The sequence below is a fragment of the Pseudomonas sp. OE 28.3 genome (assembly GCF_014268205.2).
Taxonomy (GTDB): domain Bacteria; phylum Pseudomonadota; class Gammaproteobacteria; order Pseudomonadales; family Pseudomonadaceae; genus Aquipseudomonas; species Aquipseudomonas edaphica.
In genome coordinates, this window is record NZ_CP077082.1 from 858,919 (window position 1) to 882,883 (window position 23,965).

The 23,965-nt window shown below is 60.2% G+C and carries 19 protein-coding genes; 8 read left to right on the forward strand and 11 right to left on the reverse strand.

From position 1 onward, the window contains the following. Positions 1 to 29: 29 nt before the first annotated feature. The 5 genes from HU759_RS03695 to ureE all read right to left on the reverse strand — a co-directional run bounded on the left by HU759_RS03695 (position 30) and on the right by ureE (position 3,702). Positions 30 to 1,139 carry an AGE family epimerase/isomerase gene (locus tag HU759_RS03695; RefSeq protein ID WP_017136798.1) on the reverse strand — a complete coding sequence of 370 codons (1,110 nt, stop codon included), beginning with the start codon at positions 1,137 to 1,139 and terminating at the stop codon, positions 30 to 32. 171 nt (positions 1,140 to 1,310) lie between these two features. Further along, the gene (locus HU759_RS03700; protein WP_017136797.1) at positions 1,311 to 1,883 is read right to left on the reverse strand and encodes a HupE/UreJ family protein; all 573 of its coding nucleotides are present in this window, start codon (positions 1,881 to 1,883) and stop codon (positions 1,311 to 1,313) included. A gap of 23 nt (positions 1,884 to 1,906) precedes the next feature. Further along, entirely contained in the window at positions 1,907 to 2,521 is a 615-nt protein-coding gene (gene ureG, locus HU759_RS03705; RefSeq protein ID WP_017136796.1) for an urease accessory protein UreG, read from the reverse strand. Positions 2,522 to 2,530: 9 nt separating this feature from the next. After that, on the reverse strand, positions 2,531 to 3,205 hold the full coding sequence (locus HU759_RS03710; RefSeq protein WP_186617994.1) for an urease accessory protein UreF: 675 nt from the start codon (positions 3,203 to 3,205) through the stop codon (positions 2,531 to 2,533). Further along, the gene (ureE, locus tag HU759_RS03715) at positions 3,202 to 3,702 is read right to left on the reverse strand and encodes an urease accessory protein UreE (protein WP_017136794.1); all 501 of its coding nucleotides are present in this window, start codon (positions 3,700 to 3,702) and stop codon (positions 3,202 to 3,204) included. The genes HU759_RS03710 and ureE overlap by 4 nt, the downstream gene beginning before the upstream one ends. Positions 3,703 to 4,041: 339 nt before the next feature. On the opposite strand from ureE, the gene HU759_RS03720 reads away from it, so the two are divergent. Further along, on the forward strand, positions 4,042 to 4,530 hold the full coding sequence (locus HU759_RS03720; protein WP_017136793.1) for a C40 family peptidase: 489 nt from the start codon (positions 4,042 to 4,044) through the stop codon (positions 4,528 to 4,530). Between the two features lie 6 nt (positions 4,531 to 4,536). On the opposite strand, the gene HU759_RS03725 is transcribed toward HU759_RS03720, so the two are convergent. Together HU759_RS03725 and HU759_RS03730 are read right to left on the reverse strand one after the other, a co-directional pair. After that, positions 4,537 to 5,169 carry a TetR family transcriptional regulator gene (locus HU759_RS03725; RefSeq protein WP_186618034.1) on the reverse strand — a complete coding sequence of 211 codons (633 nt, stop codon included), beginning with the start codon at positions 5,167 to 5,169 and terminating at the stop codon, positions 4,537 to 4,539. Between the two features lie 164 nt (positions 5,170 to 5,333). Beyond that, positions 5,334 to 5,744, reverse strand: a complete 411-nt coding sequence (locus tag HU759_RS03730) for a hypothetical protein (RefSeq protein WP_099548110.1) — start codon at positions 5,742 to 5,744, stop codon at positions 5,334 to 5,336. A gap of 346 nt (positions 5,745 to 6,090) precedes the next feature. Between HU759_RS03730 and HU759_RS03735 the strand changes: the two genes are divergently transcribed. Then, the gene (locus HU759_RS03735; protein ID WP_170040316.1) at positions 6,091 to 8,157 is read left to right on the forward strand and encodes an AsmA family protein; all 2,067 of its coding nucleotides are present in this window, start codon (positions 6,091 to 6,093) and stop codon (positions 8,155 to 8,157) included. 203 nt (positions 8,158 to 8,360) lie between these two features. Here the strand turns inward: HU759_RS03735 and HU759_RS03740 are convergent, their stop codons facing one another. Further along, on the reverse strand, positions 8,361 to 8,891 hold the full coding sequence (locus tag HU759_RS03740) for a ferritin-like domain-containing protein (protein WP_017136789.1): 531 nt from the start codon (positions 8,889 to 8,891) through the stop codon (positions 8,361 to 8,363). 201 nt (positions 8,892 to 9,092) lie between these two features. On the opposite strand from HU759_RS03740, the gene HU759_RS03745 reads away from it, so the two are divergent. Next, positions 9,093 to 9,983, forward strand: a complete 891-nt coding sequence (locus HU759_RS03745; RefSeq protein ID WP_170040318.1) for a triacylglycerol lipase — start codon at positions 9,093 to 9,095, stop codon at positions 9,981 to 9,983. 113 nt (positions 9,984 to 10,096) lie between these two features. Here the strand turns inward: HU759_RS03745 and HU759_RS03750 are convergent, their stop codons facing one another. Beyond that, positions 10,097 to 10,984: a DMT family transporter gene (locus HU759_RS03750; RefSeq protein ID WP_138449247.1), complete on the reverse strand. Its 888-nt coding sequence runs from the start codon at positions 10,982 to 10,984 to the stop codon at positions 10,097 to 10,099. 98 nt (positions 10,985 to 11,082) lie between these two features. Between HU759_RS03750 and HU759_RS03755 the strand changes: the two genes are divergently transcribed. The 3 genes from HU759_RS03755 (at position 11,083) to HU759_RS03765 (ending at position 13,494) form a co-directional block, all read left to right on the forward strand. Continuing rightward, complete coding sequence (locus HU759_RS03755; RefSeq protein ID WP_017136786.1) at positions 11,083 to 11,871, forward strand: helix-turn-helix transcriptional regulator; 789 nt, start codon at positions 11,083 to 11,085, stop codon at positions 11,869 to 11,871. Positions 11,872 to 11,943: 72 nt separating this feature from the next. After that, positions 11,944 to 12,246 carry a PsiF family protein gene (locus tag HU759_RS03760; protein WP_017136785.1) on the forward strand — a complete coding sequence of 101 codons (303 nt, stop codon included), beginning with the start codon at positions 11,944 to 11,946 and terminating at the stop codon, positions 12,244 to 12,246. Between the two features lie 234 nt (positions 12,247 to 12,480). Then, a complete protein-coding gene (locus HU759_RS03765) occupies positions 12,481 to 13,494 on the forward strand; it encodes an AI-2E family transporter (protein ID WP_138449249.1) in 1,014 nt (337 codons plus the stop codon). Between the two features lie 123 nt (positions 13,495 to 13,617). Here the strand turns inward: HU759_RS03765 and HU759_RS03770 are convergent, their stop codons facing one another. Continuing rightward, positions 13,618 to 14,892, reverse strand: coding sequence for an Hsp70 family protein (locus HU759_RS03770; RefSeq protein WP_017136783.1), 1,275 nt, complete (start codon positions 14,890 to 14,892; stop codon positions 13,618 to 13,620). 238 nt (positions 14,893 to 15,130) lie between these two features. Between HU759_RS03770 and HU759_RS03775 the strand changes: the two genes are divergently transcribed. Both HU759_RS03775 and HU759_RS03780 read left to right on the forward strand, forming a co-directional pair. Beyond that, positions 15,131 to 16,069, forward strand: a complete 939-nt coding sequence (locus HU759_RS03775; protein WP_170040320.1) for a DnaJ C-terminal domain-containing protein — start codon at positions 15,131 to 15,133, stop codon at positions 16,067 to 16,069. A 103-nt stretch (positions 16,070 to 16,172) separates the two neighbouring features. Then, a complete protein-coding gene (locus HU759_RS03780; RefSeq protein ID WP_186617996.1) occupies positions 16,173 to 22,187 on the forward strand; it encodes a DUF6543 domain-containing protein in 6,015 nt (2,004 codons plus the stop codon). On the opposite strand, the gene ureC is transcribed toward HU759_RS03780, so the two are convergent. After that, positions 22,184 to 23,884 carry an urease subunit alpha gene (gene ureC, locus HU759_RS03785; RefSeq protein ID WP_169986499.1) on the reverse strand — a complete coding sequence of 567 codons (1,701 nt, stop codon included), beginning with the start codon at positions 23,882 to 23,884 and terminating at the stop codon, positions 22,184 to 22,186. The two genes, HU759_RS03780 and ureC, sit on opposite strands and share 4 nt — an antisense overlap. Positions 23,885 to 23,965: the final 81 nt, after the last annotated feature.

Consider the following 23,965-nt stretch of genomic DNA (forward strand, 5'->3'; position numbering starts at 1 on the left):
CTGGCTTGCCTGCGATGAGGCACTAAAGCTCAACCCAGATGCTGGATCAGCCCCTGATAGCAAGTCGCCAAGTGATACGGCGTAGTCGACGGCATATCCCGCCGGCTCACCGCCCCCTTGGCATCCAGGCATTCATGCCAGCCTTTCTCATGCAAAAAGTTCTGCTGCAGCGCCAGCAATTGGCGTTGCAACACCGCTTCACTGCCCGGCCGCAAGGTCAGCGCCCGCAGGTATTCAGCCTGTGCCCAGATCCGTTGCGTGCCGTCGCGCACGCTGCCATCCAGCGCGAGCATGCCGCTGACCGCGCCACTTAACTTATCCACACCCTTAAGCTCTGCATAGGCAAATGCCCGCGTCAGCGAGGCATGCAAGGGTGTGCCGCGCAGTACCTCTGAAGAGTCGAGCAAAAAGAACCACTCGAACTGGTGTCCCGGCTCAAACCAGTTATCCACAGCGCCCAGCGGTTTTTCCATCATCACGCCGTGCTGGCGGTCGATGAAGCGCTTCTGCAGGGCGGTGGCGAGGTCCAGCAACGCATCCTGGGTGATCGCGTCTTCACGCACGGCCAGGGTGGCGAGGAAACCTTCGGCCAGGTGCATCAGTGGGTTTTGCAGTGGGCCGGACTTGAGCGATGACCAGTTGCGCTCCAATACGGCTTCGTACAGGCCGTCGCCGGTGGCGAAACGTTCGGCGACCACGGCCAGGGCCGCATCGAGTACCGACTCCACCAACGGCTCGCGGACTTTGGCCCAATAGTGGGCGCAGGCGAAGATGATGAAAGCGTGGGTGTAGAGGTCTTTGCGCTTGTCCAGCGGTTTGCCGTGGGCGTCGATGCTGTAAAACCAACCGCCGTGTTCGGCATCATGAAAATGCCGTTGCAGCGAACGAAACAGCGCCGCTGCACGCTCTTCGGCAAACGCTGCACCCGGCTCGCCGATCAGGCTGGCGAACAGGTACAACTGCCGGGCGCAGGCCATGGCGCGGTAGCGTTGCGGGGGCAATGGCTGGTGATTGGCGTCCACGGCCTCGTAGGGCAACGCCAAGTCGGCGTTCCAGCCCGGGCCTTGCCACAGCGGCACGATCAGGGTGTGGAAGTGCGTGAGCACGGCATTCAAGGAAGGTTGGGAAGCGATGGGCATCGGCTGGCGTCGTCACGGCAGAGGTGTAGGCGCGCATGGTAGCAGGCTTGAGTTCTGTGGTGTTTGTGCCACCGCCATCGCAGGCAAGCCAGCTCCCACCTTTGGATCTGTGAACACAGTCAAAGGTGGGAGCTGGCTTGCCTGCGATGGTGCCCTCAGCAGCGCCGCCAATCAGCCCGCCAGCAACCAAACCCCGGTTGCCGCCGAAGCTGCCCCGGCAACCCGTACCAGCGGCGCCGCAGCAGCCGGCAGGAAACGCACCACCGCATACCCGGCAGCATGCAGCGCCGCCGTCGCGGCCACAAAGCCGGCCGCATACGCCCACGGGCTGGACATGTCAGGCAGCTCCAGGCCGTGCGCCACACCGTGGAACAACGCAAACAACGCCGTCGCCGCCACCGCCACAAACAACGGCGGCCGCACTGCCAGCGCTACCGCCAAGCCCAGCGCCAGTACCGAGGCAGCAATCCCGCTTTCCAGCGCCGGCAGTTCCAGGCCTTCAAAGCCGAGCAGGCCGCCCACCAGCATGGTGCCGACAAACGCGCAAGGCAGTGCCCAGCGCGCTTTGCCTTGTTGCTGCGCGGCCCACAACCCGACTGCGACCATGGCCAGTAAATGATCAATACCGCCCAATGGGTGGCTGATACCGGCCACCAGGCCATTATCGCCATGCCCAGGGTGAGCGAAGGCAAGGGCCGGTGCCAGCAGCAGGGCGGCGGTTGCAAGAATTTTGTTGAGTCCCATACAGGCTCCTTTTGGGGGTGTGATCAGGCTGCAGTCAGCAAACCCTGACGTTCGATAAAGGCGACGATTTCATCCAGGCCGATGCCGGTTTTCTGGTTGCTGAACACAAAGGGCTTACCGTTGCGCATGCGTGTGGTGTCGCTGTTCATCAGTTCCAGCGAGGCGCCGACCAGGGGCGCCAGGTCGATCTTGTTGATGACCAGCAAGTCGGATTTGCAAATACCGGGCCCGCCCTTGCGCGGCAGCTTGTCACCGGCAGACACGTCGATCACGTAGATGGTCAGGTCTGACAGTTCCGGGCTGAACGTGGCCGACAAGTTGTCGCCGCCAGACTCCACCAGGATCAGGTCCAGGCCCGGAAAGCGGCGGTTGAGTTGGTCCACCGCTTCGAGGTTGATCGAGGCATCTTCACGAATCGCCGTGTGCGGGCAGCCGCCGGTTTCCACGCCGATGATGCGCTCGGGCGCCAGTGCCTGGTTGCGCACCAGAAAATCCGCGTCCTCGCGGGTGTAGATATCGTTGGTGACCACCGCCAGGTTGTAGCGGTCGCGCAGCGCCAGGCACAGCGCCAGGGTCAGGGCGGTCTTGCCGGAGCCCACTGGGCCGCCGATGCCGACACGCAAAGGTTGTGTGTTCATGTAGGTCTCCTAGGAACGGAACAGGCGGCTGTATTGGCGCTCATGGGCCATACACGCCAGGGACAGGCCGAACGCGGCGCTGCCGAAATGGGGAGGGTCGATGCGTGCCGCGTCCTGCTGGGCTTGTTGCAACAGGGGCAGCAATTGGCTGGTCAGGCGTTGGGCGGCTTGCTGGCCCAGCGGCAGGGTTTTCATCAGCACCGCCAATTGGTTTTCCAGCCAGCTCCACAGCCACGCGGCCAGGGCGTCATCGGGGTTGATGTGCCAGGCGCGGGCGGCCAAAGCCCAGCCCAGGGCCAGGTGGGGTTCATCACGTTGGGCCAGAAAGTGGCGCGCGGCGTCGTCCAGCTCCGGTAAACCGTTGAGCAGCTGTTGCAGGGAATAGCCCATTTGGCGACTTTCCTGATACAGCTCGCGGGTCTCGCGGCTGGCGCGGTGCTCTTCGCACAGATGCGCCAAATGCGGCCAATCCTGTTCGGCGGCGGCGCGGCAATGGGCGAGCAACAGCGGCGCTTCAAAACGGGCGAGGTTGAGCAGCAACTGGTCGCTGATCCAGCGCCGGGCGCTGGCTGCATCATTGACGCGGCCGTTATCCACCGCCATCTCCAGGCCTTGGGAATAGCTGTAGCCACCAATCGGCAATTGCGGACTGGCCAGACGCAACAGCGCCCAGGCTGGGTTCATAGACGCACGCCGAACTGGTGCAGTTTGGGCGGGTAATTGAAGTCTTCATCGCCATGACGCGAATGATGATGGCCACCGCCATAGGCACCGTGTTCCGGCTGGAACGGAGCCTCGAGGGTTTGCGTGGTGGCGCCGAGCTGTTCGAGCATGGCTTTGAGTACGTAGTCATCGAGCAGGCGCAGCCAGCCGTCGCCGACTTGCAAGGCCACATGGCGGTTGCCGAGGTGATACGCCGCGCGGGTCAGTTCAAAGGCGTTGCTGCAGGTCACGTGCAGCAGCTGTTCAGGGCGGGCGACCACGCGTACCACGCGCCCGTCTTCCGCTTGCAGGCATTCGCCATCGTGCAGCGGCGGCTGGCCACGCTCCAGAAACAGGCCGACGTCTTCGCCGTCGGCACTGAAACAGCGCAGGCGGCTTTTGCTGCGGGCTTCGAAGTTCAGCAGCAGTTCGGCGGCCCAGAGGGCTTGGGGGGCGATTCGGCGGTGGATCACCAGCATCAGGAGGCTTCCAGCTATGAGCGATAAATGAGCTAGAGCAAGGGGCTTGCCAACCGTGTGTATGGGCGGGAAATCCCTGTAGGCAAGCACGGACATGCCACCGAATAGGGCGTCAGCCAATGGCTGTCGCGCTTCAAATTGGTGCGCTATTGGATTTATAGCACTGGATAGGGGCGCTTTTCGTTGAGAACCGTTGCGTAAAGGATGAAATTTCCTTCATCTGTTTCGCACTGGATTTTTCTCGGATTTGTCCTACGTGATTGAAGGATTTGCCGTTCAAAAAGTTACGCGCTGTTTCATTACGATGTGCGCCGTGTTTAATCCACTGCGACGCCGATCATGTTCAAAGTATTTTTGGTTTCACTTATTCTCAGCTTGTCCTGCGCCGTCATACCGGCCTCGGCCAATTTAAAAGCGCCTGTGGCCTTCGAACCTTCCGCCACCATCGACAACGTGATCGATCGTGCCCATGAGTTGCTCGGCACGCCGTATAAAAGCGGCGGTACCAAGGTTAACCAGGGGTTTGATTGCAGCAGCTTCCTGGTCTACCTGTTCAAGACCGAAGCCAATATCCGCCTGCCGCGCACCACCACAGAAATGCATCGATCAAGCGCCGCGACTGTTCAGCGCGAGGCGCTCAAGCCCGGCGACGCGGTATTTTTCAAAGGCAATGGGCGCGGACAGGTCAGCCATGTCGGCCTTTATATCGGCAAGGGCAAATTCATCCACTCGCCCAGCACCGGCAAACGCGTGCGTATCGATTCATTGAGCAACAGCTACTGGAAAAAGCACTACACCACCGCCAAGCGCTTCCACACGGCGGGCTGACCGGGCTTATTCGGTGCTGCCCAGCCCTTGCCAATGCTTGAGGCCGATAAAGATAAAGCGCAGTTGCTGGGTGATTTTCGCCTGGGGCGTAAGGTGGGCAGGCAGGGCCTGGGCCGGTGGGTCGATGATGTCGGGCAGGGTGGCGAACACACTCTTGACGATCAGGTCGGCCATCACATGTAAGCCGTCGACATCCAGGTGCTGGAGCTTGGGCATCAACGTAAGGTCGGCAGCCAAGTCGCTGGTGATGTCTTCACGCAGCGCACCGATGGCTTGGCGCACGGCCAGGCAGCCACCGTATTGCTCGCGGGCCAGGAACAGGAATTGCGAACGGTTGGCCGAAACCACGTCCAGAAAGATCCGCACGGAGGCATCAATGATGCCGCCCATCACGAACTCGTTGTGACGGACCAGGCGAATGGTGGCGCGAAAGGTCTGGCCGACTTCACTGACCAGCACGAGCCCCAGCTGGTCCATATCCTCAAAGTGACGATAGAACCCGGTCGGTACAATCCCGGCGGTCTTGGCCACTTCGCGCAGGCTCAGGCTGCCGAACCCACGGCCACACTCCATCAGATGGCGGGCTGCGTCCATCAAGGCGAGGCGGGTCTGTTGCTTCTGTTCGGCGCGGGGCAGCATCGGCGGGCGGGCTTTGTCGGCAAGTACAGCGACGCACTCTAGCAAAACAGCTTCAGCTACGTCGAACTTGGCGGGGTGTTGGGGTGTGATGCAGTTCAGATAAGCGTCAGATAAAAGCAAAAGCCCGATCTTCAGATCGGGCTTTTTTCTCGGCCACCACGGGGTTAGCTCTGTGCTTGATGCAGTTCTTGCAGACGGTCAGCACCGCCTTCAACAACGCCTTCGGTGTAAGCGCGTTTGTGGGCTTGCTCAGCACCGCCTTCTACCAGGCCTTTTTGTTCCAGACGATCACGGCCACCTTCAGCAACGCCTTCGGTGTAAGCACGTTTGTTGGCTTGTTCAGCGCCACCTTCTACCAGGCCTTTCTCTTCCAGGCGGTTGCGACCGTTTTCAGCAACGGCGCCTTTGGCGTAGTCACGGTTTTCGTCTTCTTGCGAACCGCTGCGGGCCAGGGTCTGGCTCGACTGAACGGCTTGAGCTTTGTTCTGTGGGGTAGCTTGTTCAGCGGCTGGCAGGGCAAATGCGCTGGAAGCCAGGACCGACAGCAGAACAGTAGCGAGTATTTGGCGTTTCATGATGGGTTGCTCCTTGGGAGGGCGATAAAGTGGGTACAGGGCTAATGTTACTCTCGAGAAGTCGATATAAAAGTTCATAAACACAATGGTAATAATCAACAGAATTGATTGTTCCCCGCAGAGGCTCTAGAACGCGCCTCTCAAGCCCGCGCTTTTGCACCGTGGTGGGTATTTTCGACACGAACCTGGGTAACAATGGTGCGCTGTCGATGATGAAAACTGTCTGGTCGATCAGGAATGTGGCTTTTTGCGACTAAATCGCTGATCGGGTTAAACCCCCCGGCGGTTTGCCAGTCGTAGCCTTATAAGCTTTAGTTTTGCTATCTGTGTTGAGGAGTCCTGTGCAATGACGCGCACTCGTAAAATCGTGGTTTGGAGCTGCGCCAGCTTCGCTGTGTTAATCGCTATCGTGGTCTTGGTGCTGGTGTTCTTTGATTGGAACCGCATCAAGCCGCCGCTCAATGCCAAGGTCTCCGAAGAATTGCATCGCCCGTTTGCCATTAATGGCAACCTCGCCGTGGTGTGGGCGCGCGAGGCCGATGAAGGCGGTTGGCGTGCCTGGGTGCCGTGGCCGCACGTGATTGCCGAAGACCTGACCCTGGGCAACCCGGACTGGTCAAAAAAACCGCAGATGGTCACGCTCAAACGCGTTGAGCTGCGCATCTCGCCCCTGGCGCTGTTGGCTCAGCGCGTGGTGATCCCGCGTATCGACCTCACCGAGCCAAGCGCCGACTTGCAGCGCCTTGCCGACGGTCGCGCCAACTGGACCTTCAAGTTCGACCCCAAAGACCCCAACGCCGAGCCTTCCAGCTGGGTGGTGGACATCGGCTCCATCGGTTTCGACAAGGGCCACGTGACCCTCGACGACCAAACCCTCAAGACCCAGTTGGATGTGATCATCGACCTGCTTGGCAAGCCGATTCCCTTCGGTGAAATCGTCGGCGACGCGGATGCCAAGAAGGCCCTGGAAAAAGGCTCGGCGCCGCAGGACTACGCATTCGGCCTCAAGGTCAAAGGCCAGTACCACGGCCAGAAACTCGATGGCACCGGCAAGATAGGCGGGCTGTTGGCCTTGCAGGACGCGGCCAAGCCGTTCCCGCTGCAAGCGCAAGTGAAAATCGCCGACACCAGCATCGCACTGGCCGGCACCCTGACCGATCCGCTGAACCTTGGCGCCCTGGACCTGCGGTTGAAACTGTCCGGTAGTAGCCTGGGCAACCTTTACCCGCTGACCGGCGTGACGCTGCCCGATTCTCCGGCCTATTCCACCGACGGCCATCTGATCGCCAAGCTGCATGAGGCCAGCGGCGCGTCATTCACCTATGAAAACTTCAACGGCAAGATCGGCAACAGTGATATCCACGGCAACCTCAGCTACGTCGCCAGCCAGCCACGCCCCAAGCTCAGCGGTACGCTGGTGTCCAACCAACTGCTGATGACTGACCTTGCACCGTTGATCGGTGCCGACTCCAACGCCAAACAGAAGGCCCGTGGTGGCGAGAGCAAGCAACCGGCGACCAAAGTGCTGCCGGTGGAAGAGTTCCGCACCGAGCGCTGGCGCGACATGGACGCCGACGTGGAATTCACCGGCAAACGTATCGTGCACAGCGCCGACTTGCCGTTCACCGACCTCTACACCCACTTGGTTCTCAACGATGGCGAGCTGAGCCTGCAACCCCTGCGCTTTGGCGTGGCGGGTGGCAAGCTGGATGCGCAGATTCGCTTGAACGGGCGCATCACGCCAATGGAAGGCCGTGCCAGGTTGACTGCACGCAACTTCAAGCTCAAACAGTTGTTCCCGACGTTCGAACCGATGAAGACCAGCTTTGGTGAGCTCAACGGCGACGCTGATATTTCCGGGCGCGGCAACTCCGTGGCGGCCTTGTTGGGCACCTCCAACGGTGACCTGAAAATGCTGATCAATGACGGCGCCATCAGCCGCGGCCTGATGGAAATTGCCGGGCTCAACGTGGGCAACTACGTGGTGGGCCGCTTGTTTGGCGACAAGGAAGTGAAGATCAACTGCGCGGCGGCAGACTTTGGCATCAAGACGGGTTTGGCGACGACGCGGCTGTTTGTGTTCGATACCGAGAACGCGATTATCTATATCGATGGCACGGCGAACATGGCGACCGAGCAGTTGGACTTGACCATCACGCCAGAGTCCAAGGGCTTTCGCTTGTTCTCCCTGCGTTCACCGTTGTACGTCAATGGCCCGTTTATCAAGCCTAATGCGGGTGTAAAGGCCGTGCCGCTGATGTTGCGGGGTGCCGGCATGGTCGCGCTGGGCGTAATCGCCGGCCCGGCGGCCGGGTTGCTGGCGTTGGTCGCTCCGAGCGGTGACGAGCCCAACCAGTGCGCACCGTTGCTGCAACAGATGAAGGAAGGCAAGGCGCCGAAAACCGTTAAGTAAGGCGTCCGCTCCTAGAGGGGATGTGACGCAGAGCGTCACTGGATGCATTCCCACGCGGAGCGTGGGAACGATCAGGACCCGGCGCAAAAAATGTGGGAGCTGGCTTGCCTGCGATAGCGCTGTAACAGTCGATACAGGCACTGACTGTTAGATTGCTATCGCGGGCAAGCCCGCTCCCACATGGGGTTCAGCGGTGAAGCGCGTTACAGGTCCTGCAGAATATCCGCCATGTCATCGGCGTGTTCTTCTTCCTGGGCCAGGATATCTTCGAAGATTCGACGTGTAGTCGGGTCTTTATCACCGATGTACTGGATGATTTCGCGATAGCTGTCCACCGCGATCCGTTCGGCCACCAGGTCTTCGTAGACCATTTCCTTCAGGGTATTGCCGGCCACGTATTGGGCGTGGGAGTTCTTCGACAGCAGGTCGGGGTTGAACTCCGGCTCACCGCCCAACTGCACGATGCGTTCGGCCAGTTTGTCGGCGTGTTCGGCTTCCTGGGTGGCGTGCTCCAGGAACTCATCGGCCGCGACACTGGCTTTCAGGCCGCTGGCCATGAAGTAGTGACGCTTGTAGCGCAACACGCAGACCAGTTCAGTGGCCAGCGACTCGTTGAGCAGGCGAATAATTTCCTCACGGTCGGCGTCGTAGCCTTCGGTCACGGCACCGTTCTCGACGTGCTGGCGGGCGCGGCTGCGCAGGGTTGCAACGTCGGTCAAGTTTGCTTGGGTCATCTCAATCTCCTGGTGCTAATCCGGTTTTGCGCCACGCTCTGTCGGCGTGATCACTCCAAGTTGTGAGTCCCGGGCAGCGCAAAAAGTTTTATCGGATTTCACACCGCCTGACCGGACACTTCTAAACGGCACAGTCATGGGGCAGTCATGTCGGGTGGTCTAGGATGGCGTTATCGCTTCCCCTACCAGGATGTCCGCCCTATGCCCGATTCCCTCGCCACGCGTTACCCCCTGGTGCTGGTACCCGGCATGCTGGGCTTTGTGCGCGTAGGCTTTTTCCCTTACTGGTACGGGATTGTCCCGGCGCTGCGGGCGGGTGGGGCGCAGGTATTTGCCGTTCAGGTGGCGCCGCTGGATTCCAGCGAGGTGCGTGGCGAGCAGTTGCTGGTACACATTGCGCAGATTCGTCGCGAGACCGGCGCCGACAAGGTCAACCTGATCGGCCATAGCCAGGGCGCGCTCACCGCGCGTTATGCCGCCGCCAGGCGCCCGGAGTGGGTGGCGTCAGTGACGTCGGTGGCTGGCCCCAACCATGGCTCGGAGCTGGCGGACCATATCCACGCCCATTACCCGGCTGACAGCGTGAAAGGCAGGCTCATGAGCGCGGTGTTTCACCTGGTTGCCTGGGTGATGGGCCTGCTGGAAACCGGCTATCGCGGCCCGCGCTTCAAGGCCGATTTGCAGGCCTCGCACCAATCCCTGACCCGTGACGGTGTGGCCTTGTTTAACCGCCAGTATCCCCAAGGGCTGCCCGAAACATGGGGCGGGCAGGGCGCCGAGGTGGTCAATGGCGTGCGTTATTACTCGTGGTCCGGCACCTTGCAGCCGGGCAAGACCGATCGTGGGCGCAACCTGCTGGACGGCACGAATCGCAGTTGCCGGTTGTTCGCCCGCAGCTTTGTGCGCGAGAAGGGCCAGTGTGACGGCATGGTCGGGCGCTACAGCTCGCACCTGGGCACGGTCATCGGCGATGACTACGCCCTGGATCACTTCGATATCGTCAACCAATCCTTGGGGTTGGTGGGCAAGGGCGCCGAGCCGATCCGGTTGTTTGTCGAGCATGCGCGGCGGCTGAAGGCGGCTGGGGTTTAACCGGGAGACCGGGTTATCGTTCGTCGCAGGCAAGCCAGCTCCCACAGTTGGCCCCATTCCAAAGTTGGAACCCGGTCGAATGTGGGAGCTGGCTTGCCTGCGATAGCGATCTGTCAGGCGACGCCAACCTCACGGCGTACCGGCGTAATCCAACGCTCCGACAAAATCACCCCACCCAAGGTGAGCAAGCCGCCGACCAAGTGATACATCGCCAGTTTTTCCTTCAGCACCACCGCCGCAATCAATGCGGTAATCAACGGCAGCAAGTTGAAAAACAGTGTGGTGCGGCTTGGCCCCAGGTGTTTCACCGAGTGCATCCACGCCAGTGGCGCCAGCATCGACGCCAGCAGGCACGCGTACAGCACCAGTGGGATATTCGCCCAGCCCAAGCCGGCCTTGGCCGAGAACAGGAACAGCGGAAACAGCACCACCACCGCCACCAGTATCTGCAAATACAGCAACACCAGCGGCGGCAGGCGCAAATGCCATTTTTTCAGCAGGGTGCTGTAGACCGCGTAGGCCAGGGTGGCGAACAGCATCATGGCGTCACCCAGGTTGAGCCCGTGTTGCAGTAACGCGCCGAGGCTGCCGGCTGATACCACTACGACAACGCCTGCGAACGACAGCACTGCGCCGGTCAGCGCGCCGAAGGTGAGGCGTTGGCCGAGGCTGATGATGGCAGCGGTCAGCGACATCAACGGCATCAGCGACAGGATGATGCCCATGTTGGTGGCACTGGTCAGCGTCGCGGCGTAATAGGCCAGGCTTTGATACACCGCCATGCCCAGCACGCCGAGGATGAAGATCTTGCCCAGGTTCGGGCGGATCAGCGCCCAGTTGGCCAGCACCGGCTTGAGCATGAATGGGGTAAACAGCAATGCCGCCAGCAACCAGCGGTAAAAGCCGATTTCTGCGGGGAAGATCGAGCCCACGGCCAGTTTGTTGACCACGGTGTTGCCGGCCCAGATAAAGATGGCCAGCAGGGGGTACGCGTATTGCATCGAAAGAAACCAGGTGTGTTGATGAGCCGCGATTATCCCCCTGTCTGGATAGAAGCCTATACTGCGATCCAGACAACCGACCTTTGTATCCAGACAATATGGCCAGACACACCGTACGCCTCGCGGATTTTCGCAGCCTGCCGAGTCCGGTCTACTTCCGCTACTCCGAATTTGCGCCCGACACCGAGTGTACGCCGCACCGGCATGGCTGGGGCTCGCTGGACTATTCGGCCAATGGCGTGATGCGCATGGAGGTGGCCGGCAGCCGCTTTATGTCGCCTCCGCAGTACGCGGTGTGGATCCCACCCAATACCGAGCACAGCTCCTACAACGCCCAGGCGATTGTGTATCGCTCCGTGGGCCTGGCCCCGGCATTGTGCGCGCAACTCCCGCAGGCGCCGTGCACCTTGGCGATCAGTGACATTCTCAAGGCGATCCTCAGCGATTTTGCCCAGCGTGACGTCAATGTTCCTCAAAGTGAGGCCGATATACGCCTGGCCCAGGTGCTGGTGGACCAGCTCAAACAGGCACCGATGCATGATTGCTTTCTGCCTTACGCGCGCCACCCCGGGCTGCTCGGCGTGCTCGAAGGCATGCAGGCCGACCCTGGCGACAATCGCCCGCTGGCGCAGTGGGCGGAGCAGGTGCATGTGAGTGAGCGCACCTTGGCACGCCAATTTGTGCGCGAGCTGGGCATCAGCTTCGGCGAATGGCGCCAGCGCCTGCGCTATCTTGCCGCCATCGAAGCCCTGGACAGCGACCGCAGCGTGCAACATGTAGCCTTTGACTTGGGTTACAGCACGGCCTCGGCGTTTATCGCCATGTTCCAGCGTCACGCCGGCTGCACCCCGGAGCAGTACCGACGGTCGAATATTCGCGGACGCTGAAGATGTAACAGGTTTTGACTACACTGCTGCGTAGGCCGTGCCCCTTTGGTGCGGTAACAGGGAGAAAACTCCATGAAGATGCTGCGTATTCCGTTGTTGATGATGGGCCTGCTGCTGTGTTCCCAAGGCTTCGCTGCCACAGCCCAGCAAAATAAAATGACCACCTGCAATGCACAAGCGACCACCAAGACGCTCAAAGGTGATGACCGCAAGGCCTTTATGAAGACCTGCCTGTCGGCGCCAGCTGCCAACGATGCCAAGACCCTGACCCCACAGCAGCAGAAAATGAAAGATTGCAATGCCTCGGCGAAAACCAAGGCGTTGGCTGGCGATGCGCGTAAAACCTTTATGAGCACCTGCCTCAAAGGCAGCTAACAACATAGATCCCATGTGGGAGTCGGGCTTGCTGTGGCGAGCAAGCTTGCTTGCGCTGGGGTGCGAAGCGCCCCCAAAAAAGCGGGCTCCAGCTGCGCTGTCGAACGGGAGCCAGCTCCCTCGCCACTGCAAGCCAGCTCCCACACTGACGGTGTTCACAATTCAGACCTCTCGCTTGATTCCCTCAAGGCTGGCAGACTGCCCATCCTTTAACGCCGTTCGTTTTGAGGCTGTATGCCAACGTTTTCTCAGCGTCACGTGTTGTTGCTGGTCAGTTGCGTCATCATTTTCGGCGGGCTATTGCTGGTCCTGCCGCTCAAGCTGTTGCCGAGCTTGCTGGCCGGCCTGCTGGTTTATGAACTGGTCAACATGCTTACCCCGCAGTTGCAGCGACTGATTGAAGGCCGGCGTGCGCGTTGGCTGGCAGTAGCGTTGCTGGGCACCTTGATCGTCAGCGTGTTGACCCTGATCTTTGCCGGCGCCATCAGCTTTCTGCTCCACGAAGCGGAAAACCCCGGGGCTTCCCTGGACAAATTCATGGGCGTGGTCGACCGCGCGCGCGGGCAACTGCCGCCGTTCGTCGACGCCTACCTGCCCGCCAGTGCCGCCGAATTCCGCGTGGCCATCGGCGATTGGCTGAGCAAACACCTGAGCGAGCTGCAACTGGTCGGCAAAGACGCCGCCCACATGTTCGTCACCCTGCTGATCGGCATGGTGCTCGGCGCCATTATCGCCCTGCAGCGAGTGCCCGACCTGACCAAGCGCAAACCCCTGGCGGCCGCGCTGTTCGACCGCCTGCACCTGTTGGTCCAGGCCTTTCGCAATATCGTCTTCGCTCAAATCAAGATTGCTGCACTCAACACCGCGTTTACGGCCGTGTTCCTCGCCGTAGTACTGCCGCTCTGCGGCATTCACCTGCCTTTGACCAAAACCCTGATCGTGCTGACCTTCCTGGTCGGCCTGCTGCCGGTGATCGGCAACCTGATCTCCAACACCCTGATCACCATCGTCGCGCTGTCGCTGTCGATCTGGGTGGCGGTGGCGGCGTTGGGATATCTGATCGTGATCCACAAGGTCGAGTACTTCCTCAACGCGCGCATTGTCGGCGGGCAGATCAGTGCCAAATCGTGGGAATTGCTGTTGGCGATGCTGGTGTTTGAAGCCGCATTCGGCCTGCCGGGCGTGGTGGCGGGGCCGATTTATTATGCGTATCTGAAGAGTGAGTTGAAGCTGGCGGGGATGGTTTAACTGGCCCGTTAGCTCGTTCCCACGCTCTGCGTGGGAATGCTGCCCTGGACGCTCTGCGTCCGCTGTTGAAGTCGTGACGCGGAGCGTCACAGGATGCATTCCCACGCGGAGCGTGGGAACGATCTACTCCATTGCGCCGTAACGCTTGCTCGCCTCAATCGCCAGACCGCTGCCGATACTGCCGAAGATATTGCCTTCCACATGCCGTGCATTCGGCAGCATCGCCGAGATGCTGTGGCGCAGTGCCGGAATGCCGCTGGAGCCGCCGGTGAAGAACACCGTGTCCACCTGGGCCACGCTCACCGAGGCATCGTTAAGCAGTTGCGTGACGCTGTTGCGCACACGCTCCAGCAACGCGTCGATGGACGACTCGAACAATGCCCGGCTCAGGTCGACGCTCAGGCCTTTTTCGATGCGGTCCAGGGCCACGTGGCGGTTGTCTTCGTGGGTCAGCTGGATCTTGGTTTCTTCCACTTCCATGGCCAGCCAGTGCCCGGCACGCTGTTCGATCAGCTTGAACAAGCGGTCGATGCCGCCGGTGTCTTCGATGTCGTAGCGCATGCTGCCCAAGGCCAGCTGGGATTTTTGCGAGTACACCGAGTTGATGGTGTGCCAGGTGGCCAGGTTCATGTGGTGGCTGGTGGGCATGTAGGCGCCGCTTTTCATGCGGCTGCCATAGCCGAACAGCGGCATCATGCCTTGCAGGCTCAGCTGTTTGTCGAAGTCGGTACCGCCGATGTGCACGCCGCCGGTGGCGAGGATGTCGCTTTGGCGGTTGTCGTTGTGACGACGGTCCGGCGACAGGCGCACCAGCGAGAAGTCAGACGTACCGCCGCCGATGTCGACGATCAGCACCAGCTCTTCTTTCTCGATGGTGGACTCATAGTCAAACGCGGCCGCAATCGGCTCGTACTGGAACGAGATGTCCTTGAAGCCGATCTTGCGCGCCACATCCACCAGCGTGTTTTCGGCTTCCTGGTCGGCCATCGGGTCGTCATCGACGAAGAACACCGGGCGGCCCAGCACCACTTCTTCGAACTCGCGACCGGCGTTGGCTTCGGCGCGGCTCTTGAGCTGGCCGATAAACAGCGCCAGCAGGTCGGTGAACGGCATGGCCGTGCCGAGCACGCTGGTGTCGTGCTTGATCAGCTTGGAACCCAGCAGGCTCTTGAGCGAGCGCATCAGCCGGCCTTCGTAGTTTTCCAGGTATTCGTGCAGCGCCAGGCGACCGTACACCGGGCGGCGCTCCTCGAAGTTGAAGAACACCACCGACGGCAGGGTGATCTTGTCGTCCTCCAGCGCGATAAGCGTCTCCTCGCCGGGGCGGATCCAGCCGACGGTGGAGTTGGACGTGCCGAAGTCGATGCCGCAGGCACGGGCTGGGGATGTGTTGTTCATGTCTTCCAGGTTCCGGTTAAAAAACGGCCGCGCAGTGTATGTCACTCGCGCGCAGATGCGTAGGCCGACTATCCGCTAAATCGTGCTTGAAAGTTGGGTATTTGCCCCCACATCTGTTGCATACGGCTAGCGCCGATAACACTTTGACGCACCCCCAGGCCACACCACTCAACAGGTGCAAAGCAGCGCACGTTGTGCCCCGGGCTGTGCGATCTCGATTAAGGATGGTGAACCGCCGATGGATTTCAAAGACTATTACAAGATTCTGGGTGTCGAGCCGAGCGCCGATGACAAGGAAATCAAGGCCGCCTATCGCAAGCTCGCACGCAAGTATCACCCGGACGTGAGCAAGGAAAAGGACGCCGAAGAGAAATTCAAGGACGCGTCCGAAGCCTATGAGGCGCTCAAAAGCGCCGACAAACGCGCCGAGTACGATGAGCTGCGTAAATACGGCCAGCATGGCCAGCCGTTCCAGGGGCCACCGGGCTGGCAGAGCCGTGGTGGTTATGGCGGTGGCCAGGACACGGGCGACTTCTCGGACTTCTTCAGCTCGATCTTCGGCGCGCGCGGCGACGCCTTTGGCGGCGGCCAGCGCCGTCCTACCGGGCGCAAGGGCCAGGATGTGGAGATGCAACTGAGCGTTTCCCTTGAGGAAACGCTGTCCACCGAGTCCAAGCAGATCAGCTTCCAGGTGCCGCAATACGATGCGTCTGGCCGGCATGTCAGCAATACCGTCAAGAGCCTGAATGTGAAGATTCCGGCCGGTGTGGCCGATGGCGAGCGCATCCGCCTCAAGGGCCAGGGCGCACCGGGTGTGGGCGGTGGTGCCAATGGCGACCTGTACCTGATCATCAAGTTTGCGCCGCACGCCAAGTTCGAGGTGGATGGCGAAAACCTGATCATCAACCTGCCGCTGGCCCCGTGGGAGCTGGCGTTGGGCGCGGAAGTCGCAGTGCCGACCCTTACCGGCAAGATCAATCTCAAGGTGCCGGCCGGCAGCCAGAACGGCCAACGCATGCGCGCAAAGGGCCATGGCTTGTTGAACAAGGGCGGGCAACGCGGTTATCTGTTTATCCAGCTCAAGGCTGTGATGCCTAAGGCTGCAGACGATGAGGTCAAGGCATTGTGGCAGGCGCTGGCTGAAAAGGCCGCTTTCGACCCCCGTGAGCACTTCTGAACGAGCTGACCCGATGAGTTTTCGAGCTTGCTAAATAGTTAGCTCCAGCAAAAAAACGCACTGCATAGGATGACAATCTTTCTCACCACAAGGTTGTCATCCCATGCTCGAACTTCAGGTTATTGCCCCCTCCACGCTCCCGCCCGGTGAACAGGGACAACACTACGAATTAATCAAACAGGCGATCCCGTCCTGCCTGGTCAGCAGTTCACCTGAGCGGCGCCAGGCCCTCAAACAGACCCCCGCGAATATCCCCACTTGGTACGACGCCACGTCTCAATCGCAGAAGGATCAGCTCAAGACGCTGTTGGAGAGCCGTTGCCACTCCCTGAATGAGCTGGAGAAATCCCTAAGCAAAGTCCAGGCGCTGGAAGCATTCGCCCAGCCGTTATTGGAAGCGGCATTAAAGGCTGCCGGTTATGCGCTGGACGTCAATCAAACCTGGTTGCGCCTGTATGTTCCGGTTGAAGACGCCTTTGGCAAAAAAACCGGCGGTTCCAGGGTCAAGACGTTCTCCTTGCTCAAGGCTGCCCTGGGCAACTTTGAGGCGCGGGAGGCCGAGGACGGTTTTTACGATAGCGTTTCGGGATTTATCACCGAGCCGGATACTCGCGAGCACTTTGAACGCCACACCACGACCCTGAAAATTCATGAGTTCGCCCAGTTATGCCGTGATCTCGATTTGGGGAGTCAATACCAGGCTCACCTCAGGGCGCAGTTGATACCTGATGATGTACGGTCCCGTGCCGAGTTTCGGGATCGCTTCATCCGCCATCAGAAAGATGCCTTCAAGGCGGCGGCGTATCTGGCCTTGCTCAAGGGTGATATCGGTGCCACCGATTACACGTTGCTGATGCGTGTGACGGCTGGCGAAAAGCACATCGTGATCGGCAACCAGCCGGTCGGTTACTGCTGCTTGAGCCTGATGAACCTGCACCTGCATGACTGCCTGATCATCGCCCCATGCGCCAAGCAGCGTTATTCGAGCTGGGTTATCGTCTATATTCCTGACCACCTCGAGCACCCCATCAAGCGTTATGAAACGTTTAATGAGTTTCGCAACGAATTGACTGATCACCTGACCGCGAGCGTCAGCGAGGGTGCCGACCGCTCCAAGGGGGTACAAACCACGCAATACCAGCAGCTTTTTGCCCAGTTTGTAGCCTATAAGGATCGCGCTTACTACTACCGCAGGCTGACCGAACTCGTGGTGGATGCGCCACCGCAACCGTTCGGTTCACAGGCGCTGCGTTCGGAATGGGGGCGTTTACTGACGGCCCCATTCTTTTCCTCCGGCTCGTCGCTGGGGGAGCCGCAACCGACCGTACGCGTTCCGATAAAGGCCCCCGAATTCAATATTCAGGCCATCGAAATCGCTGGCCTCTGGCGGGCTGCGGACTTGTGGGTGTATCGCCATGCCAGTCTGCGCACGCGACTGTTTAACGATGCCCAACACCAGGCCGTGAGCACTGAGGCTGCTGACAAGGCATCGAGTTCAAGGCGTGCAGCCCATTACCTGAGTATCGGCATGTTCGGCCTGAACCTGGTGGGGATGGCCGTGCCACCCTTGGGCCTGGTGATGGCCGGGGTGATGGCCGGTCAGCTGCTTTACGAGGTCTTTGAGGGTGCGGTCGAACTCAGTGAAGGCGACCGCGAGGCAGGTTGGGCGCATGTTACCGACGTGGTGGAAAACCTGGCGACGCTGGCGGCGCAGGCGGTGGCGTTGCGCTTCACAGTGTCACCCTTCATTGAACGGCTCAAAGCCGTCACGTTGCCCGGCGGCAAGATCCGCCTGTGGAAGCCTGATCTTGCGCCCTACAAGGTGCCTGTCGAGCTGGCCACAGACGCCAGGCCAGACGCTTTGGGCCTTTACTCGCACGACGGCCAGTTGATTTTGCACCATGAGGGTGACCACTATCGAGTTGGGCAGGACCCCGTCACTGGGCAGTATCGCATCCAGCACCCCAGCCGCCCTGATGCGTATGAGCCGCAGTTGGAGCATAACCATGCTGGCGCCTGGAGCCATGAAATCGAGCAACCGCTGACCTGGGACAAACCGACCCTGATGAGGCGCCTGGGGCTGGAACAGCGTGGGCTTGACTCCGCGACGCTGGAACAAGCCCGTATGGCCAGCGGTGTCGAGGAAGACGTCTTGCGCCAGGCCTTTGTTGAGCATGACCCGGTGCCTTTGTTGTTGGATGACACGATCCAGCACTTCAAGGCTCATCAGGCACTGACGACGTTTGTCGAGCAATTGAGAAGCAGCGACTCGGCCGTCTATGCCCAGGCGGACCTCACGCTGCTGCTGCAAATCATGCGTCGACGAGGGATGTTGCCTGATGCGCCGCTGCGGGTCATGGACAGCCACAACAGGATTTTGTGGGAGGAGACCTTCGCAGCTGCCCCCAAACGCGTAGTGGTGGTCCGTGACAATCAGTTGGCGAGCGGTGAGTGGCTCAATGAGGTGCTGTTCAGCTTGCAAGGCGTGGACCCCACGCTCCGGGACATCCCTGGCAGTGCCGAAGAGTCGCTGGCGGTGCGGGCCGGCAAGCTGCGTGAACACATCGCCAATGTCGTCGATACCTTTAAGGGCTCGCTGGTCGAAGAGCGCTATCAAGCCTTGAATGCCACGAACGATCCTGATGTGCGCCTGCTCATGGCGACTTACCCCAGGCTGCCAGCGTCGATGGCTACTGAGTTGCTCAGAAGGCTGAGCGTTGAACAGTTGCACACCTTTCGAGATACCGGGTTTCTGCCCCAGGAACGTATTGAGCAGGCGAGGTGGCTTGAGCAGGAAACCCGGGTATCGCGTGCCTATGAAGGCCTGCACCTGGACACTCTGGCAAGCATCGACAGCCAGCGCCTCGCCTTGCGCACTTTGGAAACCTTGCCTGGATGGCAGCGTGGAACGCGGGTGGAGTTGCGTCACTACTCGGCCCAAGGCACGTTGCTGGATGCTATCGGTTCCCCGGATTCAACCACCACCAAGGCCCTGGTGCTCAAGGACAATGGTTTGTTCGAGGCGCCCATGCCCAGGGACTTCTTTGGGGCAACCTGGGACCTGTTGTCCACCGCCGAACGCCAGAGCCTCGGGTTCACCGATGCACAGCAGTTGAAGACAGCGATCCAGCAATCGCCTTTGCCTCGTGAGCCGCTGCGCACGGTGTTGCTGGAGCATCCGGTGCGCAAACCGACGATTGATTCGACGCTGAGATTACTCGGTGGTGGCGGCGGGTCCAGCCGACAGGCGGCCAGTGATGTCGATAGCGATGTCGATTTAGTACACGAGCAGGTCACCGATCTGTTCCCTTTGATGGACGAGGAGGCAGTCAATGCGTTTGTCCGCACTTTGGGCGACGACGTCGAGGGTGGGTTGAAACACTGGAAGGCTGAGTTCAAAACGTTTACGAGGGAGTTGGATGCCTGGGTTTACGCCAGTGGGCCGCCGCGTGCTGATGGTTGGGATGCCGATTTTCCCGGTGCGTCCGATATCGCGCGCGAGATCAAGAGTCACTGGCGGCTTATGAGTGAAGGCCCCCTGAAGCTGATGATGAGCGGCGATCTGGAACTACCACTGCTAAGCGTCGACTTCAGCCATGTTGAGGGGCTTGAGATCTACGGTAGCGGCTGGACCGGCAAGACTGATGCTTTCCTTACATCGTTCACCCACGTCAAGCATTTGGCCTTGATCGATTGCCGGCTTATCGAGTTACCCGGTGCTATCGGTGAAATGCGCTACCTGACTTCGTTGAACCTGACCGGTAATAATCTTGAGTTGACTCCACCAACCAGCCGTATGCTGAGCAACCTCAGCGCCCTTGTCACGCTTGATCTGCGCAGCAACCCGCTGGGTGCTGCCCCCGATGTCAGCGGTATGCCAAATCTGGTGGAGTTGAACCTCAGTAACACGCAGATTGAGCAGTGGCCCTCGGGATTAACCGCACTGACTGGATTGAGACGTGTCGATTTGTCCGAAAACCGCCTGCAGGAGGTTCCACCACAGCATTTGACACCACCGCCTGAGCAGCTTGAAGCGATCGTTCGGACAAACAACGTCGTCATGCTTGAGCACAATAAGTTTCCTGCCGACTATTGGCAGCAGTTCGATCGCTACTGGGAGACCTTGACGCGCACGCGACCCGAACTTTTGCAAGGCGCCCTTGATGGCGCCTTTGACAGTGGTAATCCAAGGCTCAGGGTCATGCAGGAACTCTATCCCGACAACAGCGTGCAAACTTCTCGGAAGATGATTTGGGCGCTGGGCGAGCGCGCCGATGCAGAGTTGGCCCAGCGTGAGCAGGAATTCAAAGCGTTCAAGCGTCAGTTAAAAGCCTGGAACCTCTCCAACGAGCGTCAGAGTAACGAGCGCGTCGGGCGAAATGAGCGTCTGCTGGAATTCAACGATCGTGATCGCGCCAGGCAACGCATCATGAGCTGCTGGAGGGCGGGTAATCCCCTCGTTTTGACCAACGACGCCACACTCATCGACGTCGAACTGGACCTCAGTGGGTTGCGCCTGTCGAGCCTGCCCGACCTTGGCGCGAATTTCATTCGCCCGACGTCACTGAAACTGAACAGCCTGAACCTGCGCACGTCACCAGAAAGTTTCCTGGCGCACTGCCGAGGTGTGCGCTCACTGGATATGTCGGATAACCACTTGTTCGAATTGCCGCCAGCCGTGGGGAATATGAACGAATTGACCCGTTTGTCCCTGCAAAACAATCGAATCCGCTTGACTGCCGAGTCGGTGGCTCTCCTGTCCTCGCGAGCGACACTCAGTGACGTGATGCTCAACAATAACCCCCTCGGCCTGACGCCGGATTTCAGCCAAATGACGGATTTGCGTACCTTGCAGATGAAAAATACAGGGATTGATACCTGGCCTGCGGGGTTGGTTGAACGAACGAACCTGCTATGGGTAGATCTGAGCCAAAACAGTATTACCACTATCCCGGACTCAGTCATTGCACCGTCGGATGAGCAGTTGGCGCAGACGGAACGCGTGACTCGTGTGACGGATATCGGCGAGAACCCTTTGACCGAGCAAACCCGGCAACAAGTCCGCGAACACAGCCGGCGCCTTGAGGAGGCTGGGCTGATGTCTGAGGTTCTTCCGAACATGCTCCGGTTGACGGCTGATATTGCCCCTAACCGTGTGGCCCCCACAGCTGGCGCGCAGGATCCATTTCTGCGTTGGGCCCAAGGCATGTCCACGCAAGAGGCGAGTAGCAAACGGCCCCTATGGGTGGCGTTGGAGCGCGCTCCGAGGGCTGCCCCGTTTTTCGACATCCTTGAGCGTCTGGAACCGGCGGGTGCCGGCCACGCCGACTTGCAGCGCCGTGTCTGGGAAGTGATCGAAAGCATCACCCAGGACACCGCCGAATCGGAAACCCTGCGCAAGGAACTCCTCGACCTGGCCGGTGAGCCAGGATGTTGCGACCTTGCAGCTTTCTCCTTCAGCAACCTGGAAGTGCGCACAATGGCCTACAAGGCTCGTTTGCAGGCCACGGATCAGACCCAGGGCGTGCAACTGGCAAGGTTATCCAGGGGCTTGTTCCGCCTGCACGAAGTGGACAAGATCGCGTCGGCGGATATCCAGCGCAGCGAAGCCATCGTCAATGACCCCCGCGTGTCGATAGCCGATAAGTTGCCCCATACCCAGCGCCTGGCCGAAGAGGTTGAAATTCGACTGGCGTATCGTTACGGCCTCAAGGATCGGCTCCAGCTACCGGGGCAGCCGCAGCAGGTCAGGTATATCAACTTGGGCGGCGTGACCGCATCGATGCTCGATACTGCCTTTGATACGATCAAAGCCCTGGATAACTCTGCGCAAGAGCTTCAGGCGCTGCTGTCCAGGGGCTTTTGGCAGGATTACCTGACCGGTAAATACGCCGTGCAATTTGACGCTCTGCGCCATCCCTTGCACGATCAGCTGGCGGACTTGCGGAGCAGGTTTGAATCCAACGCGATCACCGAGGCACTTTATAAGCATCGGTCCGGCGAACTTCAGTTGCAATTGCAGATTAAAGACGCCGCGCTGATCGAGACGCTGACCCGTCAGGAGTTGCTCGATCATCCGCTGGACATGGCTGAGGGTGTCGTCTCCCGTGCGACCTAAAACAAAAAGTAGCGCTGGGCCATGGGCAATACATCAGCCGGTTCGCACCACAACAACTGGCCGTCGGCCTTGACCTGATAAGTCTGCGGGTCAACCTCGATATCCGGCAGGTAATCGTTGTGGATCAGGTCGGTTTTCTGCACATCGCGGCAGCCCTTGACCACGGCAATCTGCTTCTTTAACCCCAGGGCCTCGGGCAACCCGGCGTCCTGGGCGGCCTGGCTGATGAAGGTCAGGCTGGTGGCGTGCAACGAGCTGCCGAAGCTGGCGAACATCGGGCGATAGTGCACCGGTTGCGGCGTGGGGATCGAGGCGTTGGCGTCACCCATCAGGCTTGAGGCAATCGCGCCGCCCTTGAGGATCAAGGTCGGCTTGATGCCGAAAAACGCCGGGCGCCACAGCACCAGGTCGGCCCACTTACCCACTTCGATCGAGCCGACGATATGGCTGACGCCGTGGGTGATCGCCGGGTTGATGGTGTACTTGGCGATATAGCGCTTGGCGCGGAAGTTGTCATTGCCCGGGCCGTCGCCGGGCAAAGGGCCGCGCTGCTTTTTCATTTTGTCAGCGGTCTGCCAGGTGCGCGTGATCACTTCGCCGACACGGCCCATGGCCTGGCTGTCGGAGCTGATCATCGAGAACGCGCCCAAATCGTGCAGGATATCTTCGGCGGCAATGGTCTCGCGGCGGATGCGGCTTTCGGCGAAGGCCACATCTTCGGCGATGCTCGGGTCCAGGTGATGGCAGACCATCAACATGTCCAGGTGCTCATCGATGGTGTTGCGCGTGAACGGCCGCGTCGGGTTGGTGGAACTGGGCAGCACGTTGGCGAAGCCGCAGGCCTTGATGATGTCCGGCGCGTGGCCGCCACCGGCACCTTCGGTGTGGTAGGTGTGGATGGTGCGACCCTTGAGCGCGGCCAGGGTGGTTTCGACGAAGCCGGATTCGTTAAGGGTGTCGCTGTGAATCGCGACCTGCACGTCGTATTCGTCCGCAACGCTCAGGCAGTTGTCGATGCTGGCGGGCGTGGTGCCCCAGTCTTCGTGCAGCTTCAAACCGATGGCCCCGGCCTTGACCTGCTCGATCAAGGGTTCCGGCAAGCTGGCATTGCCTTTGCCGGTAAAACCGATGTTCATCGGGAACGAATCGCTGGCTTGCAGCATGCGCGCCAGGTGCCACGGGCCGGAGGTGCAGGTGGTGGCGTTGGTGCCGGTCGCAGGGCCGGTGCCGCCGCCGATCATGGTGGTGACGCCGCTGGTCAGCGCTTCTTCGATCTGCTGCGGGCAAATGAAGTGCACGTGGCTGTCGATGCCGCCGGCGGTGAGGATCATGCCTTCACCGGCAATCACCTCGGTGCTGGCGCCGATGGCCATGGTCACGCCGGGCTGGATATCCGGGTTGCCGGCCTTGCCGATCGCATGAATGCGGCCGTTTTTCAGGCCGACGTCGGCCTTGACGATGCCCCAGTGGTCGATGATCAGCGCATTGGTGATCAAGGTGTCGACCACTTCATGGGCGAGCAGTTGGCTCTGGCCCTGGCCGTCGCGGATAACTTTGCCGCCGCCGAATTTGACTTCTTCACCGTAGACGGTGAAGTCCTGTTCGACTTCGACGAACAGGTCGGTGTCGGCCAGGCGGACCTTGTCACCGACGGTGGGGCCGTACATGTCGGCGTAGGCTTGGCGGCTGATCTTCATGTGTGTATGCCCTGAAAAATAGGTGTTGAATGTGATATCGCTATCGCAGGCAAGCCAGCTCCCACAGGGGAACGCATTCCA